The sequence below is a fragment of the Pelagibius sp. genome, assembly GCF_028289705.1.
Classification (GTDB): domain Bacteria; phylum Pseudomonadota; class Alphaproteobacteria; order Kiloniellales; family Kiloniellaceae; genus Pelagibius.
Map to the genome: position 1 here is coordinate 56,266 of NZ_JANQOI010000032.1, position 21,080 is coordinate 77,345.

Consider the following 21,080-nt stretch of genomic DNA (forward strand, 5'->3'; position numbering starts at 1 on the left):
GGCCATTTCGGGCTTTGGCAAGGTCAGATGAAACCGCTATCGTGTCGCCGCCGCGCCACCGCGGGGAGCGGGAGACCGCCGACAGCGATGCACAGTGATCTCAGGGGCCTGTCCCAGACCGCCGCCAGTGCCGCGGCGATGGATGCCTTCGATGCCACGGTCGAGGCCTTCATGGCCTACGAGCGCCAGACCGGCGACCGCCTGAAGGAGACCTTTGCGCTCGATCCGACCATGCCCATGGCGCTCTGCCTCAAGGGCTGTTTCCTGCTGCTGTTCAGCAAGCAGGCCCTGGTGCCCCGGGCCGCCAAGACGCTGGCCGATGCCCGCGCCGCCGCCGCCGAACGCGGCATCACCGGCCGGGAGGCCCGCCACCTGGACGGCCTGGAGCTCTGGCTGGAAGGCGACCTGCAGGCCGCCGCGGCGGTCTGGGCAGGCATCGCGATCGACCATCCGCACGACATCGTCGCCCTGCGCATGGCCGAGTATCTGCACTTCTATCTCGGCGACGCGCCCGGGATGCGCAACTCCATCGCCCGGGCGCTCTACGCCTGGAACGACACAGTGCCCGGTTACACCTATGTCCTGGGAATGAAGGCCTTCGCCCTGGAGGAATGCGGCGACTACGCGGCGGCAGAAAGCGCCGGACGGGCGGCGATCGAGCGCAACCCGGCCAACATCTGGGCCGCCCATGCCGTAGCCCATGTCATGGAGATGCAGGACCGGCCGGAGGAGGGCATCGCCTGGATCGGCGGGCTGGAGCAGCACTGGGACGGGTGCCACAACTTCACCTATCACGCCCACTGGCACCGCTGTCTCTTCCGCCTGGAGCTGGGCGACACCGACGGCGTGCTGCGCGACTACGACGAGAAGGTGCGGGCCGATCAGTCGGACGAGTTCCTCGACGTCATCAACGCCGTCGCCCTGCTGTGGCGCCTGGAGCAGCGGGGCATCGACGTCGGCGGCCGCTGGGGCGAGCTCAGCGAGAAGTGCATCGAGCTCAGCACGAACCATCGAATGATCTTCGGCGACATGCACTACATCATGGCCCTGGCCGCCGGGGACGACGGCGCCGCCATCGACGCAGCGCTGGCGGGCCTGGAAGACTTCGCCGAGGGCCGGGGCAGCGAGGAGGCCGCCGCCCGCGCCGCCGGTCTGCCACTGGCCCGCGCCGCCGTGGCCCATCGCCAGGGCCGCTTCGCCGATGCCATCGCCGCCCTGATGCCCCACCGCGCGGCCCTCTTCATGCTCGGCGGCAGCCGGGCACAGCGTGACCTCTTCGAGCAACTGCTGATCGACGCCGCCATGAAAGCCGAGGAGAAGGCCCTCGCACTGGCGCTGTTGTCGGAACGCGCGCTGCAGCGCCCCGGCAACCCCTGGAACCGCCGCATGACCGAGGCCGCCGCAGCCCTGCCGTGAACCGGCGCACTAACGCCTGCGACCAGCCCCCGCAAAAGGAGATCCCATGCCCCGCGGAAAGGAACATCACTACCGGGCGACGGTGACCTGGACCGGCGCCGCCCAGGGCGGCACCGAGAGCTATCACAGCTACAACCGGGAGTATCGCGTCGAGTTCGAGGGAAAACCCGCAATAGTAGCCTCTTCGGACCCGGCGTTCGGCGGCGACCCCAAACTTCACAACCCGGAGGACATGCTGGTGGTGGCCCTTTCGTCCTGCCACATGCTCTCCTACCTCGCCCTGGCCTCCCTCGAGGGGCTTGTGGTCGTGGGCTATGAGGACGAGGCCAGCGGCACCATGCTGCAGGAGGGCCGTGGCGGGCGCTTCACCGAGGTCATGCTGCGGCCCAGGGTTGTCCTTGCCCCGGGGACCGATCTGGCGCGGGCCGAGGCGCTGCACGAAGACGCGCACAAGACCTGTTTCATCGCCAATTCCGTCAATTTCCCGGTCCGCCACGAGGCCGTCGTAACCTGCCAACCCGACCCGGCATCGGTCCCCTGAAGGCGGAGGAGCAAGACAGCGCCGCCAAAATAGCTATGATTACAAGGGTGGCTTAGGAAAATGGGCCGCTGACGGCCGCCAACCACGAAATCGGCGGGGCGGGCCGGCTGGTGTTGGGTTCACGACGGTGAGGGCTGCAGAGTGAGCGCCCCAAAGTGAGTGCTGCAGAAGAGCTGCTGGCGGCCTCTTCCCTGGAGGTTTCGCGTGAGGGCGCGCGCATGACCCTGCGTTTCGTCGGGGCCTGGACCACCCACGAACTGGCACACCACGACGCCGCCCTGCGCAACCTGGATCTCCAGGGGGCTGGCGAGGTGGCGGTGGACCTCTCGGACTGCAGCGCCGTGGACAGCGCCGGCGCCTGGGTTCTGGACCGCACCCTCGACGATCTGCAGCGCCGTGGCCTCACCGTGTCCCTGGTCGGCCATTCCGCGGCGGTGGAGACCTTGATGAAGACCGTCGCCGCCCGCCATGTCGAGTGCCCGCCGGCGCCGAAAGCCGAAAACCCTCTGGCGGCGGTGGCCCTGCGGGTGGGGCGGGAGACGGCGCGGATCTCCCAAGAGTCCCAGGACCTCATTTCCTTCCTCGGCCTCACCATGATCGTCCTGGCCCGCTCCCTGACCATGCCCTGGCGCATCCGCTTCAAGGCGCTGATCAACCAGATGGAGCAGACCGGCCTCAACTCCATGCCCATCGTCGGGCTGATCTCCTTCCTGGTGGGCGTCGTCCTGGCCTATCAGGGCGCCGACCAGTTGGCCCAGTTCGGCGCCCAGATCTTCACCGTCAACCTGGTGGCCGTGGGGGTGCTGCGGGAGATGGGCATCCTGCTCACCGCCATCATCCTGGCCGGCCGTTCCGGCAGCGCCTTCACCGCCCAGATCGGCACCATGAAGGTGAACGAGGAAATCGACGCCATGCGCACCCTGGGGCTGGACCCCATGGAGGTGCTGGTGATGCCGCGGGTCATCGCCCTGGTTCTCGTCCTGCCGCTCTTGACCTTCTACGCCGACATCATGGGGCTCCTGGGCGGGGCGGTGATGGCGACCGTCGTGCTCGACATCTCCTTCTTCCAGTTCGCCCGCCAACTCAACGACGCGGTGACGGTGTCGACCCTGGCGGTCGGCATCATCAAGGCCCCCTTCTTCGCCTTCATCATCGGCATGATCGGCTGCTACGAGGGCCTGCAGGTCACCCGCAGCGCCGAATCCGTGGGCAAGCAGACCACCCGGGCGGTGGTCGAATCGATCTTCCTGGTCATCGTGCTCGATGCCCTGCTGTCGATCTTCTTCTCGGTGATCGGGTTCTAGGGCGATGGCGGTCAGCGAAGGCAACGGGGCCCAGGCCCCCCATCCCTCCGGGGCGCCGCCGGTGCTGACGATCACCGGCCTGCGCACCCAGTTCGGCACCTCGGTGATCCACGACAATCTGGATTTCAGCGTCCAGGGCGGCGAGATCATGGGCGTGGTCGGCGGCTCTGGCACCGGCAAGTCGGTGCTGGTCCGCACCATCATCGGCCTCATCAAACCCGCCGCCGGCCGCATCGCGGTCTTCGGGCGCGACCTGACCACCCTCAGCCAGGCAGAGACCAAGGCGATGCGGGCGCGCTGGGGCGTGCTGTTCCAGGACGGCGCGCTGTTCTCCTCGCTGACGGTGGCGCAGAACATCGAAGTGCCGATGATGGAACACAGCAACCTGCCGCCGGAGCTGCGGCGGGAGCTGATCGACGTGAAGGTCTCCATGGTCGGGCTGCCGCCCGATGCCGCCCACAAGTATCCGGCCGAGCTTTCCGGGGGCATGCGCAAGCGCGCCGGGCTCGCCCGGGCGCTGGCCCTGGACGCGGACATCCTGTTCCTCGACGAACCGACGGCGGGCCTCGACCCCATCGGCGCCGCCAACTTCGACATCCTGATCGGCGACCTGCGCCGCGCCCTGGGGCTGACGGTGGTCATGGTCACCCACGACCTCGATTCCCTCTACGCCATCTGCGACCGGGTTTCCGTGCTGGTGAACAAGCGTGTTAAGGTGGGCACAATAAGCGAGCTCATGGGCGAGCCGGACCCCTGGATTCAGGACTATTTCGGGGGGCCGCGGGGGCGGGCCGCGGCCGGCAGCGCCGGGCAGGAGACAACGAAGAATACCGGAACAGGCGGCGCCGGGACTGCGCCGATGAGACCGGAAACTGGGGACTAGGGGCTTCATGGAGACACGCGCCAACTACATCATGGTCGGCTCCTTCGTGCTGCTGCTCGCCTTCGGGCTGCTCGGCTTCGTGCTCTGGCTCGCCAAGTTCCAGTTCGAACAGGAGTTCGCGCGCTACGACATCGTCTTCGAAAGCGCGGTCACCGGGGTCAAGGAGGGTAGCGCCGTGCGCTACCAGGGCGTGCGGGTCGGCGAGGTGATCGGCGTCGATCTGGACCCCGACCGCCCGACGGCAATCCGCGTGCGTATCGAGGTCGAAAAGCGCACGCCGGTGCGCGCCGACAGCGAGGCGACCCTGGAACTGGAAGGCCTGACCGGCGGGCGCTACGTGCTGCTGAGCGGCGGATCGCCCGAGGCCGATGAGCTGGAGCCGCCGGAGGGCCGCAGATTTGCCGAAATCCCGCCCGGCACCTCTTCCTTCGAGGAAGTGCTGGAGGGCGCGCCGGAGGTGCTGGAGAACGTGAACCTGCTGCTGCGGCGTGCCCAGGCCCTGCTCAGCGACCATAACCTGAAGAACATCGAGGAGTTGATCGCCAATCTGACGACGGTGACCGGCGCTTTCGCCAAGAACAGCGACAACATCGATGCGCTGATCGCCGATGCCGCCCTGACCATGGAGAACCTGCGCGAGGCCACCGGCAGCCTGGAAGTCATGGCGGCCTCGCTGGAGGGCAATGTCCAGCGCCTGACCGACCGGGCCGATTCGACCCTGACGACCTTCGAGTCCATGGCCGGCACCATCGATCGGGAGGTCACCCTGACCAGCGGGGACGCCCGCACGCTGATCGCCAGCCTGCAGGAAACCGCGGAAAACCTCACCGGCGCCTCGGCCCAGTTGGAGGCGCTGATCGCCGAGAACCGCGAGCCGATCCGCGACTTCGCCAATTCCGGTCTCTATGAACTGACCAACCTGCTGACCGAGGCCCGCGACCTGATCGTGGTGCTCAACCGGGTCACCACGGAGGTTCAGAGAGACCCCGCCCGCTTTATCTTCGGAGACCAACAGCAAGGCTATGAAGCACAGCAATAACACCCTGACGGCTTGCCCCACCGAGGAGACCGGACGCCCGCCGGCGGCCGGGCGCCGCCGCTTTCTGCGCGCCGTCGCCGCGCTGCCCGCCGTCGCCCTGGCGCCCGGCTGCGGGCTGACGGTTCCCGGCCAGGGGCCGCCGCCGGAACTCTTCCGCCTGACCCCCAAGAGCTCCTTCCGCGGCGACCTGCCCGAAGCCAAGTGGCAGCTGATCCTGGAGCCGCCGGTGGCCAATGCGGGCCTCAACACCACGCGCATCGCATTGCAACGCACCCCGACCCAGTTGGAGTACTATGCCCGCTCCGGATGGGCGGACCGGGCCCCGACCATGGTCCAGACCCTGATGATCGAGTCCTTCGAGAACTCCGGCAAGATCGTCTCCATCGGCCGGGAGTCGGTGGGTCTGCGCGCGGATTTCATTCTTAAGACCGAGCTGCGGGAGTTCCAGGCGGTCTACTTCAACGGCGAGAGTCCGGAAGCCTGGGTCAGCGTGAACGCCAAGCTGGTTCAGATGCCCCGGCGTTCCATCGTCGCCTCGGAGTCCTTTCAATACACCGTGACCGCCGAGGCCGATCAGCTCTCCGCCATCATCGCCGCCTTCGACGAAGCCCTCGGCAAGGTGCTGCGCAAGATCGTGGAATGGACCCTGATCGAGGGCGATGTGGCGGCCAACCGCGGACGGCCCCGCCTGAAGCCGAGCAGCTGATCGCCACAGCAGCGAATCCCTCAACGAACCGTCTCGAAAAGACCGCTTGCCGGCCATCGGACCGCTGACCGTTGTGTAGTCGGAACGTCACCGTCGGGCCGTTAACGGCCGTGGTAAACGAAAGCTTGCAATTAGGAAAAAACAAACCTTTCCCCACCATACTGCGGCGGTCAGCAGTTAAGGGAATCTCCGCCAATGACCGAAATCAGCGATCTGCGCCGCCGCGTGGAAGAGGCCGAGCAGCGCTTCGGCCTGATTGACGAGGAACAGAAGCACTACAGCGATCGCCTGGTCGGTCTGCTGGAGACCATCGAGGTCCAGCTTGGCGCCGCCCGTTCGGAGATTGAGGCGCGCAACGGCGAAAACCAGCGGGTGACCCAGGAGAACGAAGAACTGCGGAGCCTGCTCCACACCCTGCTGCTGTCTATAGAAGAGAAGACTTTCACACAGACCCTGCAGTCGCTGGAGTCACGGGTGACCGCGATGCTCGGCGGCGGCAGCGCCGAAAGCAGCACCGCGCCCGAGGAGGCCCCCGCCGAACCCGAGGCGGTGGAACCCGAGCCCGCAATGCCAGAGCCTGAAATGGCAGAACCCGAGGTCGCCGAGCCCGAGATGTCCGAGCCGGACACGGCCGAACCCGAAATGGCCGAACCTGAACTGGCGGCGCCGGAAGACAGCGCCGAGGAGGCCGCGATCGCGGAGCCGGAGGCGAGCGACGCGGACGCGGCCGAAGGTGTTTCCGAGGTTGCCGGCGAGGCCGTCGCGGCCAAACCCGAGAGCGCCGAGCCGGCAGCGCCGGAAGCCGAGGTGGTTGAGACGGCGGCTCCCGAGACAGAGGCCACCGAGATCGAAGCCCCGGAGATGGAGGCCCCGGAAATGGAGGCTGCCGATATGGAGGCCCCGGAGGTTGAGGCCACCGAGCCTGAGGCCACTGAGCCTGAGCCCGCAGAGCCTGAGATTGCAGAGCCTGAGATTGCAGAGCCTGAGACCGCAGAGATTGACGCCGCAGAGCCCGAGGCCGCGGCGATTGAAGATGAAGCGCCCGTTTCGGAGGCTGCAGAGGCCGATCCGGCGTCCGTCGATCCCTCTCCGGAACATCCTGCCGAAACCGCTGCTCCGGAGCCGAAAACTCCCGAGGTGAGCGCTGAGGCGCCCGAGGTTGAGGACCCGACGCCCGAGGCTGGCGCGGAGGCCGAGGCGCCGGCGGAAGTGGCCGAAGTCGCCGAGACGGCAGAGGCGCCAGAGGCCATGGAGGAAGCTCCGGCGGAGGGGACCGCCGAGGCGCCGGAAGCACCTGAAGCAGCGGACGCCGAGCCGGCCGCGACTGAGGAACCGGCCATCGAAGAGCCCGCCGCTGAAACGGCGGCGGAGCCGGCAGAGCCTGAGCAGACCGCAGAGGCCGTCGCGGAGGAAACCTCCGAAGAGTCCGAAGCGGCGGAGGTGGCGGCCTCGGCCGAGAGCGAGACCGCGGAACCGCCGGCAGCCCCGGCGGAGGCTGAGGGTCAGCCGGACTCCGTGATCGTCGGCGAGCCCAGCAGCGAGGCGCCGTCGGTGAAGGAAATCATCCGCAGGGTCGGGGACCTGGCCCGCGAGCTGGAACGCTCCGACGCCAAGCGCAAGGCGGGGCTGAAATCCGCACCCGCCGACGACGACGCGGCTGCGGCGACAGAAAGCGCCACGGCGGAAGATCCCCCCATGGATGCCGCCGCCTCCGGCTGACGCTTGCCGGTCAGGGGCCGCCTTCGCAGGCGACCGGATCACCGGCTGCCGCGGCCCCCGACACCCACTCTCCCCACTACCCCCTGTCTTTCAGGCCGGCTCTCCCGGCCGCAAGGCACGGCTGTTCGGTTAAGCGTGCCGGCGCGCAAACAGGCGGTCATCGAGCGTGTTCCTCACCCCCCTCCCAACCTCCCCCCGTCAAGGGGGGAGGAGATTTTCTCAGCTGCTTCAACAACTTCCCCCTCCCCCTTCGATGGGGGAGGGTTGGGGTGGGGGTGACACCGCATCCGCTGTAGGCCGTCCGCCACGGCGCGTCCGATTTCGCGTCCTGCAACCACTGCCTTGGCTCTAACGCCTTGCAACACAACACTGTCCGACAATCAAAAAAACCTAACCGGACAGCAGTGGCCGAAAGCCTCCTTCCCAATCGCACATCGCCCCCCGGTCACGGCCTCTTCGGTCTTCGAAAGCTCTTGTCCGGATGAAGCCCGAAGTCGATCCGGGAGCCGAGGAATTCAGGGCGAAGTAGAGGGAAAGTCGCTTGAGAGTGAGATATACACAACCGATCGGCGAGTAATCGAAAATCATTCTACGATTGGAACCTGACTTCCGCTATGCTGGGTCGGGGTTAGAACCTTTGTCGGGCTATTTCATATCTCTGACTCTTTTCTTTAGAGCCTTTGCATGCCGCTGCGTGATGCTTCAGACCCACCGCCGGTCCGGGTCCGCCAAGAGGGCCAGGGAGCGACGCTGCCGGATCGCCTGAACATCGACGAAGGGCAACTGCGCCGGCGGCAGCTCGAGGGCTTTGCGCAGTACACGCCGGTCAACGCGGCCGTCAGCCTCGTCATCTCTCTCATCGCCGTCGTCATGCTCTGGGGCGCTGTCCCCATAGCCGGCCTGCTGCTCTGGGCCGGTCTGATCTGGGGCTTCTCCCTGCTGCGCCTGCAGCGCTGGCTTCATTGGCGCTCCCTCGCCGCCGAGGGAACCCAGCGGGAGCCGCGGCCCGTACGACGCGGAACCCTGCGCAAGGCAACCCTCTGGGCCGGCCTGGCGGGGCTGATCTGGGGGTCCAGCGTCGCCTTCTTTCCCCTGATCGACGCCGACCAGCGCCTGCTGCTGATGATCATGGTCGCCGCCATGGCGGCCGGCGCGTCGACCACGCTGGGGGCCATCCCCTCGGCCGCAGCGGCCTTCATCGTCACCGCGATCCTGCCCTGGGCCGCCTATTTCGCCTGGATCGGCGACCGCAACCACATCATCCTGGCCTGCTTCGCGCTGGTGATGACCCTGGCCATGCTGATCTCCACCAGCATCGTCCACCGGTCCTTCATGGAGGCGATCCGCGCGCGCCACCGCAACGCTGTCCTCGTCCGCAGGATGCGTGAGGAACGGAGCGAATGGCTGGAAATCTCCGACACCTCGGAAGCCTTTGCCCTGTTCGACGAGGACGACGGCCTGCTGCTGTGGAACGAGAACTACCGGCGCATCCTCTCCCTGTCCAAGGCGCAGCTCTACCGCGGTGCCAAACGCCGGGATCTGCTGCGGCACTGCGCGCCGCCGGTTTCGGTGGCAAACGGCGAAGAGCCGATCGAGCGCTGGATCGAGCGGCAAGTCGCCCTCGGCCGGGACGGGCGCGAGCCGCAGATCGAGCAGCTCTCCAACGGCCGCTGGCTGAAGTCCATCGCCCGCGAGACCGGCGGCGGCCACACCGCAACGGTCCACGTCGACATCACCGAACTGAAGCAGCGCGAGGCGGACCTGCTGGCGGCCCAGGAAGAGCTGAAAGTTCAGTCGCGCGAGGTGCAGCGGGCCTACGACCAACTGGGCCAACAGCATCAGAAGATCGAGGAGACGACGCAGGAACTGCGCCGGGCGCGCGACTCGGCCATGGAGGCGAGCCGCGCAAAGACAGAGTTCCTCGCCAACATGAGCCACGAGCTGCGCACCCCGCTGAACGCCGTCATCGGCTTCTCCGAGTTGCTGGGCCATGAGGCCTTCGGGCCGCTGGGAAACAAGCGCTACCAGGACTACGTCACGCACATCCACCAGAGCGGCGAACACCTCCTGAACCTGATCAACGACCTACTCGACCTCTCGATCATCGAGGCGGGGGAGCTGAAGCTGGCCGAGGGTGCTGTGGACATGGCGGCGGTCGTCAGTCTCTGCTGCCAGCTTGTGCGCAACCAGGCCGAACGTGCAGAGGTGACCCTCACCGTCACCGGCAACGCGGAGAGCTGGCCGCCGCTGCGCGCCGATGCCACGAAGATGCGGCAGATCGTCTTGAACCTGCTGTCCAACGCCATCAAGTTCACCCCCTCCGGTGGTTCGGTCACCCTCGACTTTCGGGGGGCGCCGCGCGGCCCCTATGTCATCGAGATTTCCGACACCGGCATTGGCATGAGCCCGGAGGACATCCCCACCGTCCTGGAACCCTTTCGCCGGCTGTCCCCCGCCCACAGCGCCAACTATCAGGGGGCCGGGCTCGGCCTGCCGCTGACCAAGGCCCTGGTCGACCTGCACGGCGGGCAGATGGACGTGGTCAGCGAGCCGGGCAAGGGCACCCGCGTGACCATCGTGCTGCCGGGCGATCTGGCCATGCACGACGCACCGCGCGAACAGGACAAGGCCGCGGGCGCGCCGCCGGGTGCCGAATAAGCCCCCCAAGGTTTCAATCCGCCAGAAGCCGCCTCTTGCTCCAGGCAGTCATTGCCTTCCGGCAGCGACCGGAGCACCCTCCCCGCCGATGCCAAAGATCGCCATAGATTTCGCTTGGGGAGCGCAGGGCCTGCGCGCGCTGCTGACGGACAGCGGCCTGATCGCCATCGTCGATGTCCTGTCGTTTACGACCGCCGTCGATGTTGCCGTCTCGCAGGGGGCGGTCGTTCTGCCCTATCCCCACCATGACCAGACGGCGCCCGCCTTCGCAGCCGAGAAGCGCGCGCAGCTTGCCGAACCACGCGACCGCAGCCGCCGGGGCCGGAGCCTCTCGCCCGCTTCACTGGCGGATTTTGAAAGCGGCGCCAAACTGGTCCTGCCGTCGCCCAACGGCTCGACGCTTTCCACGCTGGTGGGCGACAAACCCACCTACGCCGCCTGCCTGCGCAATGCCACCGCCGTGGCCGCCGCGCTACAGGCCGCAGCCGAAGCCAGGGGTTCCTGCAGGATCGCCGTCATCGCCGCCGGGGAGCGGTGGTCCGACGGAGGCCTGCGGCCGGCGCTGGAAGACCTGCTCGGCGCCGGCGCCCTCATCACGCGGCTGCGGGGCCAAAGGACGGCCGGGGCCCGGGCCGCCGCGGCAGCCTACGCGGCGCTGCGCGACGACTTGGCCGGGAGCCTGAGAGGCTCGGCCTCCGGTAGGGAACTGACCGAGAAGGGGTTTGGCGAGGACCTGGACTGGGCCGCCGCCGAGGACTGCAGCGCCGCCGTACCGCTGTTGCGCGGGGGCCGCTACGAGAACGCGGGCGCGGGCCCAGCAGCGGCCCTCCACTCGGCGCCGGCCATGACGCTGCGCGAAGGAGACGTCGGGGACGATGCCGCCTGCGGTGCGATTGTCGGCGCCGCCGCATCCACCAGTGCCTATGCCCCGCGGGTTCCCCATGCCGCAGCCCTGCTCGGCGACCGCAGCCCGCTCTCGCAGGCCGGACGGCACCGCATTGTCGCCGAGGCCGGCGGCCAGGTGCTGGGCTTCGTCGAGTTCCTCCAGGACCAAACCGAAGGCGGTGGCCACGTGAAGTACCTCTTCGTGCAGCCCGAGGCGCAAGGCCGCGGCCTGGGCGATGCCCTGCTTGCGGCAGCGGAGGCCGCTATCGAGGGAACGGTCACCCTGAACGTTCTCTCGGTCAACGACAGGGGTCTGCGCTGGTACATGAGGCGCGGCTACCGGATCGTCGAGGGCAACCTGGAAGAGGACTGGGAAGGCGGCCCGGCGATCTGGCTGACGCTGGAAAAGCGACCGTTGGACAGCGCCGGAGGCGCCAGGGCGTGAACCTGACTCCGATTTCTTCGGTGTTCCGCTCGAAGCATTTCGCCTGGGTCCGGACCCTCGGTGGCGGGCGGGACGAGGATTGCCCGCAGCCTGGGGTCAGACCATAGTGCCGTCTGGTCAGCAAGCAGGGCGGTCATAAGCCATGGCGGACAATCCCAGACTGTCGGACGTCCCGAAGCCGGCCCTCTATCTGGGCCTGGCGGGCCTGATCCCCTTCCTCGCCACGGCCTTCGGGGTCTGGTTCGCCGGCTTTCCGGCGAAGCTCGACGCGGTCAACATCCAGCTGGCCTATGGCGCCGTCATCCTCTCGTTCCTGGGGGCCGTCCATTGGGGGCTCGCCATGGCCGGGGGCGACAAGGCGATGACCTACACCCGGCTCGGCTGGTCCGTGGTCCCGGCCCTGGTCGGCTGGGGCGCGCTGTTGCTGCACCCGGTCCTCGGCCTCCTGGTGATGATCCTCGGCTTCGCCGGGGTCTTCTTCGGCGACCTGCGCAGCATCGCCGCCGGCCGGGCGCCGGCCTGGTACCGCACCCTGCGCAAGCCGCTTACCCTGATCGTGATCGTCACCCTGGCCAACTCCCTGGGCGCGCTCTTCGTCCAGGTTTAGGGGAGCGGTGCGGCCGGCGGGCGGGCGGCCGCCTTCTGCTGGGCGGCTTCGCGGCGGGCGATGTAGAAGGTGGCGCCGACGATGACCAGGGCACCGGCGACGGTCCAGAGGTCGGGGATCTCGGCGAAGACCAGAAAGCCGATGAGGCCGGCCAGGATCAGTTTCAGATAGTCGAAGGGCGCGACGAAGCTGACCTCGCCGCTGCGGTAGGCGCGGATGATCATGGCCTGGGAGCCGACCCCGAGAAACCCCACCGCAGCCAGCAGCAGCCATTGGAAGGCGCTCGGCGCCTGCCAGTAGAGCAGCGCCGGACCCGCCGTCATGGCGAGCGAGGCGAGGCAGAAGTACGTCAGCATGGTGACGTGGCTTTCGCCGGCCGGCAGCAGTTTCACCAGGGCCACGGCGATGGCGATGCCGAGGACCGAGGCCAGCGCCACCAGGGCGGCCGGATCGAAGGCGGCGGCCCCGGGCCGCACCATGATCAGCACGCCGAGGAAGCCGACGAAGGTGGCCAGCCAGCGCCGCCAGCGCACCTGCTCGCGCAGGAGCAGCACCGCCAGCAGGACCGCGAACATGGGCAGGGTGAAGGTGAGCGCGGTGTATTCGGCCAGCGGCAGCGCCCCCACGGCATAGAAGCCCGAGACCATCGCCAGGCCGGCGCTGACCGAGCGGACCACCTGCAGCGCCGGCGCCTTGGAGCGCAGCACCCCGATCCCGGTGCGGTAGCAAAAGGGCAACAGGGCAGCGAGGGAGAACAGCGCCCGGGCGAAGGAGATCTGAAAGGCGTCCAATCCCTCGGCGCTGAGGGTCTTCACGAAGGCCGAGTTGACCGTGAAGCCCGCGCTGGCGGCGATCATCCAGAGGGCGCCGCGGTGGTTGGGGGAAAGCCGCGCCCAGGCGGCCGCGAGCCCCTGCGGCGCGGGCGCGCCGTTCACGTCTTGGCCTTCACCGCTTCGCTGCCGGGGCGGTGGGTCGGACGTTCCTGCGCCACCTGGCTTTCGCGGTGGGCGATGTAGACCGCCGAGGCCGCGATCACCGCTGCGCCGACCCAGGTCCAGAGATCGGGCATCTCGCCGAACATCACGAAGCCGATGGCCGCGACGAAGGGCAGCCGGGCGTAGTCAAAGGGCATGACCGCCGAGGCATCGGCCTTGACGAAGGCCCGGGTGAAGGCGATATGGGCGACCACGGCGCAGGCCCCGACCAGCGCCATCAGCAGCAGCGCGCGCAGGCTGGGCATCTCCCAGACGAAGAGCGCCGGGACCAAAGACAGCGGCGTCAGCAGCAGGTTCATGTAGAGCACCACCGTCATGGGCTCTTCGGTGCGCGACAGGGACTTGATGATCAGCACCGAGACCGCCATGAAGCCGGCGGAGATGATCGGCAGGCTGGTCACCAGGGTGAACTCGACGAAGCCCGGCCGCAGGATGATCAGCACGCCGATGAAACCCACCGCCGTGGCGGTCCAGCGCCGGGCCCGCACGACTTCTCCCAAAAACACGGCCGCACCGGCGGTGGCGAACAGCGGAATGGTGAAGTTGAGGGCCACGGCCTCGGCCATGGGCATGTTCACCACGGCGGTGAACCAGCAAAGCATGGCCACCAGGCCGATGCCCGCGCGCCAGAGGTGCACCTTGAGGCGCTCGGTGTGCAGCAGGCCCCATCCCATGCGCAGCAGCCAGGGCAGAACGAAGGCAAGGGCGAAGGCGTTACGGAAGAAGGCGATCTGAAAGGGATGCAGCCCCTCCTCCGCCGCCAGCTTGATGGTCGCGTTCATGACCGCGAACATCAGCGCGGCCGCGGTCATCAGAAGCGCGCCTTGCAGCGGCGCGGGCAGGCTCTTTCCGCGCGCGAGGAGAGACAGTGATGGAGGCATTCTCAACCATCCTAAGGCCTGCGGGCAGCTGCGACCACCCGCAGAGGCGCAGGGCAGCTATGCGCGGCCGGATCGCTGGCCCCGAAGCGGGGTTTGCGGCGGGATCGCCCCTGGATCGCCCCTGGATCACCGGCGGGGGCTTCGCCATACTGCGCGAAACCACGGGAAAGACTGCGCAGGGCCGAACCTTGCCAGGAACGACGACAGGGAGCCGTACCTATGACCGAGCCGCTTTGGCAACCCTCGCCGGAGAGGATTGCCGCCGCCCAGCTCACCGCCTTCATCGATCAGGTCAATCGGGACCACGGCCTCGCGCTCAGCGGCTACGACGCGCTCTACGACTGGTCGATCGGCGAGATCGAAGCCTTCTGGACAGCGGTCTGGCGCTTCTGCGGGGTGATCGCCGGGGGCGAGATAGCGCCGGTCCTGGTGGACGGCGATAAGATGCCCGGCGCCGCCTTCTTCCCAGAAGCGCGGATCAACTACGCCGAAAACCTGCTGCGCCGCCGCGACGCGGGCGATGCCATCGTGTTTTGGGGCGAGGACAAGGTGAAGCGCCGCCTCTCCCACGGTGACCTCTACGATCTGGTCTCCCGCACCGCCCAGGCCCTGGCGGCGGAGGGCGTGGGCCCTGGCGACCTGGTCGCCGGCTTCCTGCCCAACATGCCGGAGACGGTGGTCGCCATGCTGGCCACCACCTCCCTGGGCGCCGTCTGGTCCTCCTGCTCGCCGGACTTCGGCGTCCAGGGGGTGCTGGACCGCTTCGGCCAGATCGAGCCCAAGGTGCTGTTCTGTGCCGACGGCTACTACTACAACGGCAAAACCATCGACTCGCGCCCGCGCATCGCCGAATTCACCGCCGCCCTGCCGACACTGACCAAGATCGTCGTGGCGCCCTACGTCGAAGCCGCGCCGGATGTGTCGTCGATCGAGCGGGCGGTGGGCCTGGCCGACTTCCTCGCGCCCTACGCAGCCGGCGAGATCGACTTCGCCCGCCAGCCCTTCAATGCGCCGCTCTACATCATGTTCTCCAGCGGCACGACCGGAAAGCCGAAGTGCATCGTCCACGGCATCGGCGGCACCCTGCTTCAGCACGTGAAGGAGCACCGCCTGCTCTGCGACGTGCGCCGCGACGACCGGGTGTTCTACTTCACCACTTGCGGCTGGATGATGTGGAACTGGCTGGTGACGGCGCTGGCTTCCGAGGCCACCCTGCTGCTCTACGACGGCTCGCCCTTCGCCCCCGACGGCAACATCCTCTTCGACTTCGCCGAGGCAGAGAAGGCGAGCCTCTTCGGCACCTCGGCGAAGTACATCGATGCGCTCGGCAAGGCCGGGCTCGACCCCCAGGCGAACCACGATCTCAGCGCCCTCCGGCTGGTGACCTCCACCGGCTCGCCGCTGGTGCCAGAGGGCTTCGACTACGTTTACGATCACATCAAGAAGGACGTCTGTCTGTCGTCCATCGCCGGGGGCACCGACATCATCTCCTGCTTCCTCGGCGGCAATCCCATCGGCCCGGTCTGGCGCGGCGAGATCCAGCGCCGGGCCCTCGGCATGGCCGTCGAAGTCTTCGACGACCAGGGCCGGCCACTGCGCGGGGAGAAGGGCGAGCTGGTCTGTGTGAAACCCTTCCCCTGCATGCCCATCGGCTTCTGGAACGATCCCGAGGGCGCGCGCTACCGCGCCGCCTATTTCGAGACCTATCCCAACATCTGGCATCACGGCGACTTCGTCGAGCTGACCGAGCACGAGGGGATCATCGTCTACGGCCGCTCCGATGCCACCCTCAACCCCGGCGGGGTGCGCATCGGCACCGCGGAGATCTACCGCCAGGTCGAGAAGCTGGAAGCGGTGGAGGAGTCCATCGTCATCGGCCAGGACTGGCAGGGCGACGTGCGCGTGGTGCTCTTCGTCAAGCTGCGCCCGGGGCGCACCCTGGATGAGGGCCTGATCGGGCGGATCAAGACCCAGATCCGCAACGGCTGCACCCCGCGCCACGTGCCGGCCAAGGTGATCCAGGTGAGCGACATCCCGCGCACCAAAAGCGGCAAGATCGTCGAGCTTGCGGTGCGCGACGTGGTCCACGGCCGCGCCGTGAAGAACAAGGAGGCCCTGGCCAACCCCGAAGCCCTGGAGCTCTACAGCGGCCTCGCTGAGTTGCGGAGTTAGGCTGGCAGCGAAGCGCGCCGCCCCCCTCACCCAGCTCCGGCTAGGCTCGATCTACGATCTCGCCAAGCCTGCGCAACCCTCTCCCACGCTGGGGAGAGGGATTCTCTCTGTGCCGCGATTTGGTTTCCCTCTCCCCAGCGTGGGAGAGGGAGGGGCCCGTGTGAACGGGAGGGTGAGGGGGACGTGTCGCCATCGCTTTTGGATCGCCTTGAGGGCAATGCGCCCGACTTCGAAGTTGGAGAGAGTGATAGCGCGAAAGCCTGTTGACCCGTCCCCTGCGGGTGCCTCTACAAGGAAGGCGGGATCAGAGACAGCGAGGCTCCCGATGACCGCTCCAACAAACTTCCTCACCGCGTCCGCGGCCGCCAAGAGGCTCGGTGTCTCGGTCAAGGCCTTACGGATCTACGAAGAACGCGGGCTCATCGCGCCGGCCCGCACCGCTGCCGGCTGGCGCGCCTATGGTCCCGAGGATCTGAGCCGCGCCGCCGAGATCGCGGCCCTGCGCGGCCTCGGGTTCAGCCTGGCCCAGGTGGCGCGGGTGCTGGACCGGGATCCGCAGGGCCTGGAACAGGCGCTCGCGGACCACCAGTCGGCCCTCGAAGGCCAACTGCGTCAGATCTCCGGCGCCGTCGAGCGCGTGCGCAGCCTGCGCCAGGACCTTGCCGGCGGCCACCCACCCTCCGTCGACGACCTGTGGCGCCTCACCGCGCCGGCGAAGGAACCGGTGGTCGCCTTCGATCTGCCCTGGCCCTGGGGCGGGGAGCGCTTCGAACTGCGCGATCTCCGGGCGCTGACCTACATCGTCGGCCCCCTCTTCAGCGGCAAGACGAAGCTGGCGCGGCGCCTCGCCAAAACGATCCCCAACGCGGCCTTCCTGGGCCTGGACCGGTTGGAGAACGGCGGTGCGGCGGCGCATGCACAGATGGCGGCCGATCCGGCGCTGGCGTCGCGGGTTGAGCGGGCGCTGGCCTGGCTGACGGAAGACGGCGCCACCCCGTCAGACGCCCTCCTCGCCCTGCTGGCGGGCCTGGAAGCCGAAGGGCCCGATGCCCTGGTCATCGACATGATCGAGCAGGGTCTCGATACGTCGTCCCAGCAGGCCCTGATGGCCTATCTGCGCCGCCGTGGTGCGCAGGCACGGCCGCTGTTCGCGATGACGCGGTCCTGCGAGATCCTCGACCTGCCCTCCGTGGGGCCCCATGAGGCCATCATCCTCTGTCCGGCCAATCACAGCCCGCCTCTGCTGGTCGATCCCCACCCCGGCGCCCCGGGCTATGAGGCGGTCGCCACCTGCCTCGCCCCACCGGCGGTGCGCGCGCGCACGGCGGGGGTCATCGCTTACCGGCCGCCGGCGGCGTGATGCCGCGCAACCGCCTCATCGGGAGCTCTCCGGGAGCGCACATCCGGGGCGGTCCCCACCCCCTTTTCGGGGGCCTTGGAGCGCACCGGACAGGTTTTGTCCAAAATGCGACAACTCATTGACTTTATTAAGATAAAATGAATTCGAGCTATGCTGTGACTGCATAGAGCTTCTGATCTCCCGGCATTTGTCGCGGGGCTCAAAGCAGCCTATCTGTCGCTTCAAGAGATTGGGACCAACCGGTGATTCGGGCCTGGACGATCCAGCCCGGCCACCACGACAGATAGGAGACAGGACCATGGCCAACGTGATCGACACAGCCCGTCCTCAAGTACACGGCCAGGTGGCCGTGGGCCTGCTGGGCAGCGCCGTCACCGCCGTCGCCGAGAGCTTCGCCAAGCTGCGTGAGGCCTACATCGCCGAGCGCCGGGCGCAGCGGCTTGCCCATGCCACCCGCGACCTCGACATGCACCTGCTGCGGGACATCGGGCTGGACCACAGCGCCAGCTGACCGCCGGCGGCAAAGCCGACGCAGGTGAGAAACAAGGGGCGGCCCCGCAGGGGGCCGCCCTTTCCGTTTGCGCTGCCTTATGGGTCCCAGAAAGACATCGGGCCAAGGATATCCCTCTGATCTAAATCCAGCGCGCTATGGCAGCGGGTAGCGGATGAAGAGGTGGTTGAGGCCGTTGAGGACGGCGTAGAGCTGCTGAAACTGGGCGAGGAAGCGATCCCAGTCGTGGCGCGAGTCGAGGCCCTGCAGGGTCTCCTGGATCTTCCCGAGGGGCGTTTCGCCGTCGATCCAGGGCAGGATCGCCGGAGCCAGGCGCGGCAGGGGAAACTGCAGGGATATGCCGTCGAACTCGCCCTTCAGAACCAGGTCGCGCTGCACCGCCTTGGCCAGCTTTGGCCCCTCCAGAACCCGCAGGCAGGGAATGGCCTCGCGGCTCGAGGGGTCGGCCACCGTGTCTTCCTGGCGGCGTTTGGAGACATAGAAGACGTGGGTCTTCAGGTTGCCGGCCAGCTGCTCGGCAAAGGCCGCCCGCTCCAGGCCCGTCAGCGCGGAGAGATCGCGCAGCAGGACGGCGTCCTTCAGATAGGTTGCCGGGTCGTAACGCACCGGTTCGATGAAGGTCACCAGCCGCAGGCCGCAGGCCGCAACCAGTTCCGCCACCTCCTCCACCAGATAGGCGCGGTCCTGACTGTGCAGCAGCAGGTCCACCAGTTCGGCGTCGCTGCCGGTGTGGTCGCGCAGCACCGGGTTGCGGGCGAAGAGGTTGGTGGCCGGCAGGCTGCTTAGGAGCCGCCGCGTGAGGGCGATGCGCTGGGCCAGGGAGCGGTCGCCCGCCAGGCGGCGGAGCATGGCCTGCAGGGGATAGACCCCGTCGCGGCCATAGGTGCCATAGACCATCAGGCCCATGCCCCCGTCCTCTTTCAGGAGCGCGGCGAGAGCCGTCAGCCCCGCCGTTGGATCCTCCAGGTGATGCAGCACACCGCAGCAGTCGATGTAGTCGAAGAGCCCGAGGTCGAGGCCCTCGGCCGCCAGCAGCGAGCCGGTGACGAAGCGGATGTTGGCGAGGCCGCGGGCAGCGGCCCTGGCCTCGGCGATGGCGCGGGAAGAGGCCGAGAGATCGAGGTAGACGACCTCGCCCGCACCCCCGGCATCGGCCAACTGCTGGGCCAGCATGATGGCGGCATCGCCGGTGCCGCCGCCGGCCACCAGGGCCCGGAAGGGCTGGCGGAAGTCCCGCCGCCCGGCGAAGAGGTAGTGGTTCAGCTCCATAAGGTTGCTGGGCGAACCGACCACCAGGCGCTTGGCCTCGTCCGCCGGATCGCGGGAGGGATAGGGATAGGCCTCGTACTGGTCGCGAACGCGGTCGGTCATGGTATGGCGGTCATGGGCGGGCGTTCATAGAAGGGCGTTCATCGCTGGTTCAGTCGACGTCTCGGGCCTGGGCGGCATCGCGGGCCCCTGCTGGCGGAAGAGTCTACGCCGCGCCGGTGGTGAGAACTACCTTGCCCGTGGACCGGCGGTTCACCAGCAAAGCCATGGCTTCCGCGGCTTCCGAGAGATCCAGTTTGTGTGAAACGTGTGGCTTCAGCCGCCCGGCCTCGAACCAGGCGAAGAGTTCTTCGAACTCCCCGGCCAGCCGCGCCGGGGCGTGCTTGCGGTATGAGCCCCAGTAGACACCCATGGCCGCCACGTTCTTGACCAGCAGGATGTTGGCCGGGATCTGCGGCACGCGCCCGGCGGCAAAGCCGATGACGAGAAGGCGCCCGGACCAGGCGATGGCGCGCAGGGAAGCATCGAAGACGTCGCCGCCCACGGGATCGAAGACCACGTCGGCGCCGCGCCCCTCGGTCAGAGCCTTGACCCGCTCGCGGATGTCTTCCTTGCGGTAGTCGATCAGATCGTCGGCGCCATGGGTTTCGGCGATGGCCAGCTTCTCGGCGCCGCCGGCCGTAGCGATCACCCGCGCGCCCAGGGCCTTGCCGATCTCCACCGCCGCCAGGCCGACGCCGCCCGCCGCGCCGTGCACCAGCAGGACCTCGCCGGGCTGCAGGTCGCCATGCCAGCGCAAAGCGCAGTGGGCGGTGCCGTAGGTGATGGGAAAGCCGGCGGCTTCCGCCCAGCCGAGTGCGTCCGGGATGGGAAAGACGTCGGCGGCACGGGCCAGCGCCGCCTCTGCATAGCCGCCCCAGTCGGTGAGGCCGATCACCCGCTGGCCGACGGACAGCCCCTCCACGCCGGGGCCCAGGGCCGCGATGCGTCCGGCCACCTCCAGCCCCGGTGCAAAGGGAAAGGCCGGCCGCTCCTGATACTTGCCGGCGATCATCAGCGTGTCGGCGAAGTTGACGCCGGCCGCCGCCACCTCCAGCAGCACCTGCCCTTCCCCGGGCTCCGGCGTCGGCAGCTCCTCGACCCGCAGGGTTTCGGGGCCGCCCCACTCACGGCAGACCACAGCGCGCATGGTGTCTCGTTCCTCGAAGTTGTGAAGGTCTTAGGCTCTTCCAGAGCCTATCGGTGCCGGCCCGCTCCCCCTCCCGGCCACCCATAGGATACTCTCGTTGGATGGCCGGGAGGGGGAGCGGGCTGGAACCGCGTGAGCGCGAAGCGCGAACACATCAAAACGGGAGGGATTTGACCGGGCGCACCTCGCCCACGGTCAGGCCCGGGCGGTTGTGCACCGGCGCGCCCAGAACGCAGCCGAGATCCCGCGCCTCTTCTTCGCTGAGGATGTCGAAGCGGCGCAGCAGGCGGCCCATGACGATCTCCGCCGCCCGGCCGGCGCCGTCGTCCACCTTGAGGGCGGCGCCGAGGCCGAGCTCGGGAAAGCTGGCGCAATAGACGCCTTCGGCGCCGGTCTTGATCAGCGCCTTGGCGCCGCTGCGTTCCATGACCAGCGTGTCGAAGCGCCCCGTGCCGGCGACCATGAAGGGCTCCGCCGCGACGGCCTTGCGGATGCGCCGG

The 21,080-nt window shown here is 68.2% G+C and carries 18 protein-coding genes; 13 read left to right on the plus strand and 5 right to left on the minus strand.

From position 1 onward, the window contains the following. Nucleotides 1-87 precede the first annotated feature (87 nt). From Q0996_RS04055 to Q0996_RS04100, 10 genes are all read left to right on the plus strand, one after another. Entirely contained in the window at nucleotides 88-1,416 is a 1,329-nt protein-coding gene (locus Q0996_RS04055) for a tetratricopeptide repeat protein (RefSeq protein WP_299616248.1), read from the plus strand. A 46-nt stretch (nucleotides 1,417-1,462) separates the two neighbouring features. Next, on the plus strand, nucleotides 1,463-1,957 hold the full coding sequence (locus Q0996_RS04060) for an OsmC family protein (protein ID WP_299616251.1): 495 nt from the start codon (nucleotides 1,463-1,465) through the stop codon (nucleotides 1,955-1,957). A gap of 155 nt (nucleotides 1,958-2,112) precedes the next feature. Then, nucleotides 2,113-3,261: an ABC transporter permease gene (locus tag Q0996_RS04065; protein ID WP_299616254.1), complete on the plus strand. Its 1,149-nt coding sequence runs from the start codon at nucleotides 2,113-2,115 to the stop codon at nucleotides 3,259-3,261. A gap of 4 nt (nucleotides 3,262-3,265) precedes the next feature. Then, nucleotides 3,266-4,144: an ABC transporter ATP-binding protein gene (locus tag Q0996_RS04070; protein ID WP_299616256.1), complete on the plus strand. Its 879-nt coding sequence runs from the start codon at nucleotides 3,266-3,268 to the stop codon at nucleotides 4,142-4,144. A 7-nt stretch (nucleotides 4,145-4,151) separates the two neighbouring features. Beyond that, entirely contained in the window at nucleotides 4,152-5,183 is a 1,032-nt protein-coding gene (locus Q0996_RS04075; RefSeq protein ID WP_299616258.1) for an MlaD family protein, read from the plus strand. Next, a complete protein-coding gene (locus tag Q0996_RS04080) occupies nucleotides 5,167-5,889 on the plus strand; it encodes an ABC-type transport auxiliary lipoprotein family protein (protein WP_299616260.1) in 723 nt (240 codons plus the stop codon). The genes Q0996_RS04075 and Q0996_RS04080 overlap by 17 nt, the downstream gene beginning before the upstream one ends. 195 nt (nucleotides 5,890-6,084) lie before the next feature. Then, nucleotides 6,085-7,608 carry a hypothetical protein gene (locus tag Q0996_RS04085; protein WP_299616262.1) on the plus strand — a complete coding sequence of 508 codons (1,524 nt, stop codon included), beginning with the start codon at nucleotides 6,085-6,087 and terminating at the stop codon, nucleotides 7,606-7,608. Nucleotides 7,609-8,292: 684 nt separating this feature from the next. Continuing rightward, nucleotides 8,293-10,266 carry an ATP-binding protein gene (locus Q0996_RS04090; RefSeq protein ID WP_299616264.1) on the plus strand — a complete coding sequence of 658 codons (1,974 nt, stop codon included), beginning with the start codon at nucleotides 8,293-8,295 and terminating at the stop codon, nucleotides 10,264-10,266. Between the two features lie 88 nt (nucleotides 10,267-10,354). Continuing rightward, nucleotides 10,355-11,596, plus strand: coding sequence for a GNAT family N-acetyltransferase (locus Q0996_RS04095; protein WP_299616266.1), 1,242 nt, complete (start codon nucleotides 10,355-10,357; stop codon nucleotides 11,594-11,596). Nucleotides 11,597-11,738: 142 nt separating this feature from the next. Beyond that, nucleotides 11,739-12,203, plus strand: a complete 465-nt coding sequence (locus Q0996_RS04100) for a DUF3429 domain-containing protein (RefSeq protein WP_299616268.1) — start codon at nucleotides 11,739-11,741, stop codon at nucleotides 12,201-12,203. Here the strand turns inward: Q0996_RS04100 and Q0996_RS04105 are convergent. Together Q0996_RS04105 and Q0996_RS04110 are read right to left on the minus strand one after the other, a co-directional pair. Further along, a complete protein-coding gene (locus Q0996_RS04105; RefSeq protein ID WP_299616270.1) occupies nucleotides 12,200-13,138 on the minus strand; it encodes a DMT family transporter in 939 nt (312 codons plus the stop codon). The genes Q0996_RS04100 and Q0996_RS04105 overlap by 4 nt on opposite strands. Then, a complete protein-coding gene (locus Q0996_RS04110; RefSeq protein WP_299616272.1) occupies nucleotides 13,135-14,079 on the minus strand; it encodes a DMT family transporter in 945 nt (314 codons plus the stop codon). The genes Q0996_RS04105 and Q0996_RS04110 overlap by 4 nt, the downstream gene beginning before the upstream one ends. A gap of 219 nt (nucleotides 14,080-14,298) precedes the next feature. Here Q0996_RS04110 and Q0996_RS04115 point away from each other — a divergent pair, with 219 nt between their 5' ends. The 3 genes from Q0996_RS04115 to Q0996_RS04125 all read left to right on the plus strand — a co-directional run bounded on the left by Q0996_RS04115 (nucleotide 14,299) and on the right by Q0996_RS04125 (nucleotide 18,122). Further along, a complete protein-coding gene (locus Q0996_RS04115) occupies nucleotides 14,299-16,251 on the plus strand; it encodes an acetoacetate--CoA ligase (RefSeq protein WP_299616274.1) in 1,953 nt (650 codons plus the stop codon). Nucleotides 16,252-16,576: 325 nt separating this feature from the next. Further along, nucleotides 16,577-17,611, plus strand: a complete 1,035-nt coding sequence (locus tag Q0996_RS04120) for a MerR family transcriptional regulator (protein WP_299616277.1) — start codon at nucleotides 16,577-16,579, stop codon at nucleotides 17,609-17,611. A 298-nt stretch (nucleotides 17,612-17,909) separates the two neighbouring features. Beyond that, nucleotides 17,910-18,122, plus strand: coding sequence for a hypothetical protein (locus tag Q0996_RS04125; protein ID WP_299616279.1), 213 nt, complete (start codon nucleotides 17,910-17,912; stop codon nucleotides 18,120-18,122). A 135-nt stretch (nucleotides 18,123-18,257) separates the two neighbouring features. On the opposite strand, the gene Q0996_RS04130 is transcribed toward Q0996_RS04125, so the two are convergent. The 3 genes from Q0996_RS04130 to Q0996_RS04140 form a co-directional block, all read right to left on the minus strand. Further along, nucleotides 18,258-19,493, minus strand: a complete 1,236-nt coding sequence (locus Q0996_RS04130; protein WP_299616281.1) for a bifunctional 2-polyprenyl-6-hydroxyphenol methylase/3-demethylubiquinol 3-O-methyltransferase UbiG — start codon at nucleotides 19,491-19,493, stop codon at nucleotides 18,258-18,260. Nucleotides 19,494-19,596: 103 nt separating this feature from the next. Further along, nucleotides 19,597-20,580 carry an NADPH:quinone oxidoreductase family protein gene (locus Q0996_RS04135; protein ID WP_299616284.1) on the minus strand — a complete coding sequence of 328 codons (984 nt, stop codon included), beginning with the start codon at nucleotides 20,578-20,580 and terminating at the stop codon, nucleotides 19,597-19,599. A gap of 154 nt (nucleotides 20,581-20,734) precedes the next feature. Further along, nucleotides 20,735-21,080 (minus strand): asparaginase (locus tag Q0996_RS04140; RefSeq protein WP_299616287.1); only part of this gene is annotated, 346 nt, incomplete at its 5' end.

Bases quoted from the DNA above. Each gene is read 5' to 3' on its own strand.
- Q0996_RS04130 (WP_299616281.1), bottom strand. From the start codon at position 19,493: ATGACCGACCGCGTTCGCGACCAGTACGAGGCCTATCCCTATCCCTCC.
- Q0996_RS04125 (WP_299616279.1), top strand. From the start codon at position 17,910: ATGGCCAACGTGATCGACACAGCCCGTCCTCAAGTACACGGCCAGGTG.
- Q0996_RS04135 (WP_299616284.1), bottom strand. From the start codon at position 20,580: ATGCGCGCTGTGGTCTGCCGTGAGTGGGGCGGCCCCGAAACCCTGCGG.
- Q0996_RS04075 (WP_299616258.1), top strand. From the start codon at position 4,152: ATGGAGACACGCGCCAACTACATCATGGTCGGCTCCTTCGTGCTGCTG.
- Q0996_RS04060 (WP_299616251.1), top strand. From the start codon at position 1,463: ATGCCCCGCGGAAAGGAACATCACTACCGGGCGACGGTGACCTGGACC.
- Q0996_RS04080 (WP_299616260.1), top strand. From the start codon at position 5,167: ATGAAGCACAGCAATAACACCCTGACGGCTTGCCCCACCGAGGAGACC.
- Q0996_RS04090 (WP_299616264.1), top strand. From the start codon at position 8,293: ATGCCGCTGCGTGATGCTTCAGACCCACCGCCGGTCCGGGTCCGCCAA.
- Q0996_RS04115 (WP_299616274.1), top strand. From the start codon at position 14,299: ATGACCGAGCCGCTTTGGCAACCCTCGCCGGAGAGGATTGCCGCCGCC.
- Q0996_RS04110 (WP_299616272.1), bottom strand. From the start codon at position 14,079: ATGCCTCCATCACTGTCTCTCCTCGCGCGCGGAAAGAGCCTGCCCGCG.
- Q0996_RS04095 (WP_299616266.1), top strand. From the start codon at position 10,355: ATGCCAAAGATCGCCATAGATTTCGCTTGGGGAGCGCAGGGCCTGCGC.
- Q0996_RS04070 (WP_299616256.1), top strand. From the start codon at position 3,266: ATGGCGGTCAGCGAAGGCAACGGGGCCCAGGCCCCCCATCCCTCCGGG.
- Q0996_RS04085 (WP_299616262.1), top strand. From the start codon at position 6,085: ATGACCGAAATCAGCGATCTGCGCCGCCGCGTGGAAGAGGCCGAGCAG.
- Q0996_RS04100 (WP_299616268.1), top strand. From the start codon at position 11,739: ATGGCGGACAATCCCAGACTGTCGGACGTCCCGAAGCCGGCCCTCTAT.
- Q0996_RS04120 (WP_299616277.1), top strand. From the start codon at position 16,577: ATGACCGCTCCAACAAACTTCCTCACCGCGTCCGCGGCCGCCAAGAGG.
- Q0996_RS04055 (WP_299616248.1), top strand. From the start codon at position 88: ATGCACAGTGATCTCAGGGGCCTGTCCCAGACCGCCGCCAGTGCCGCG.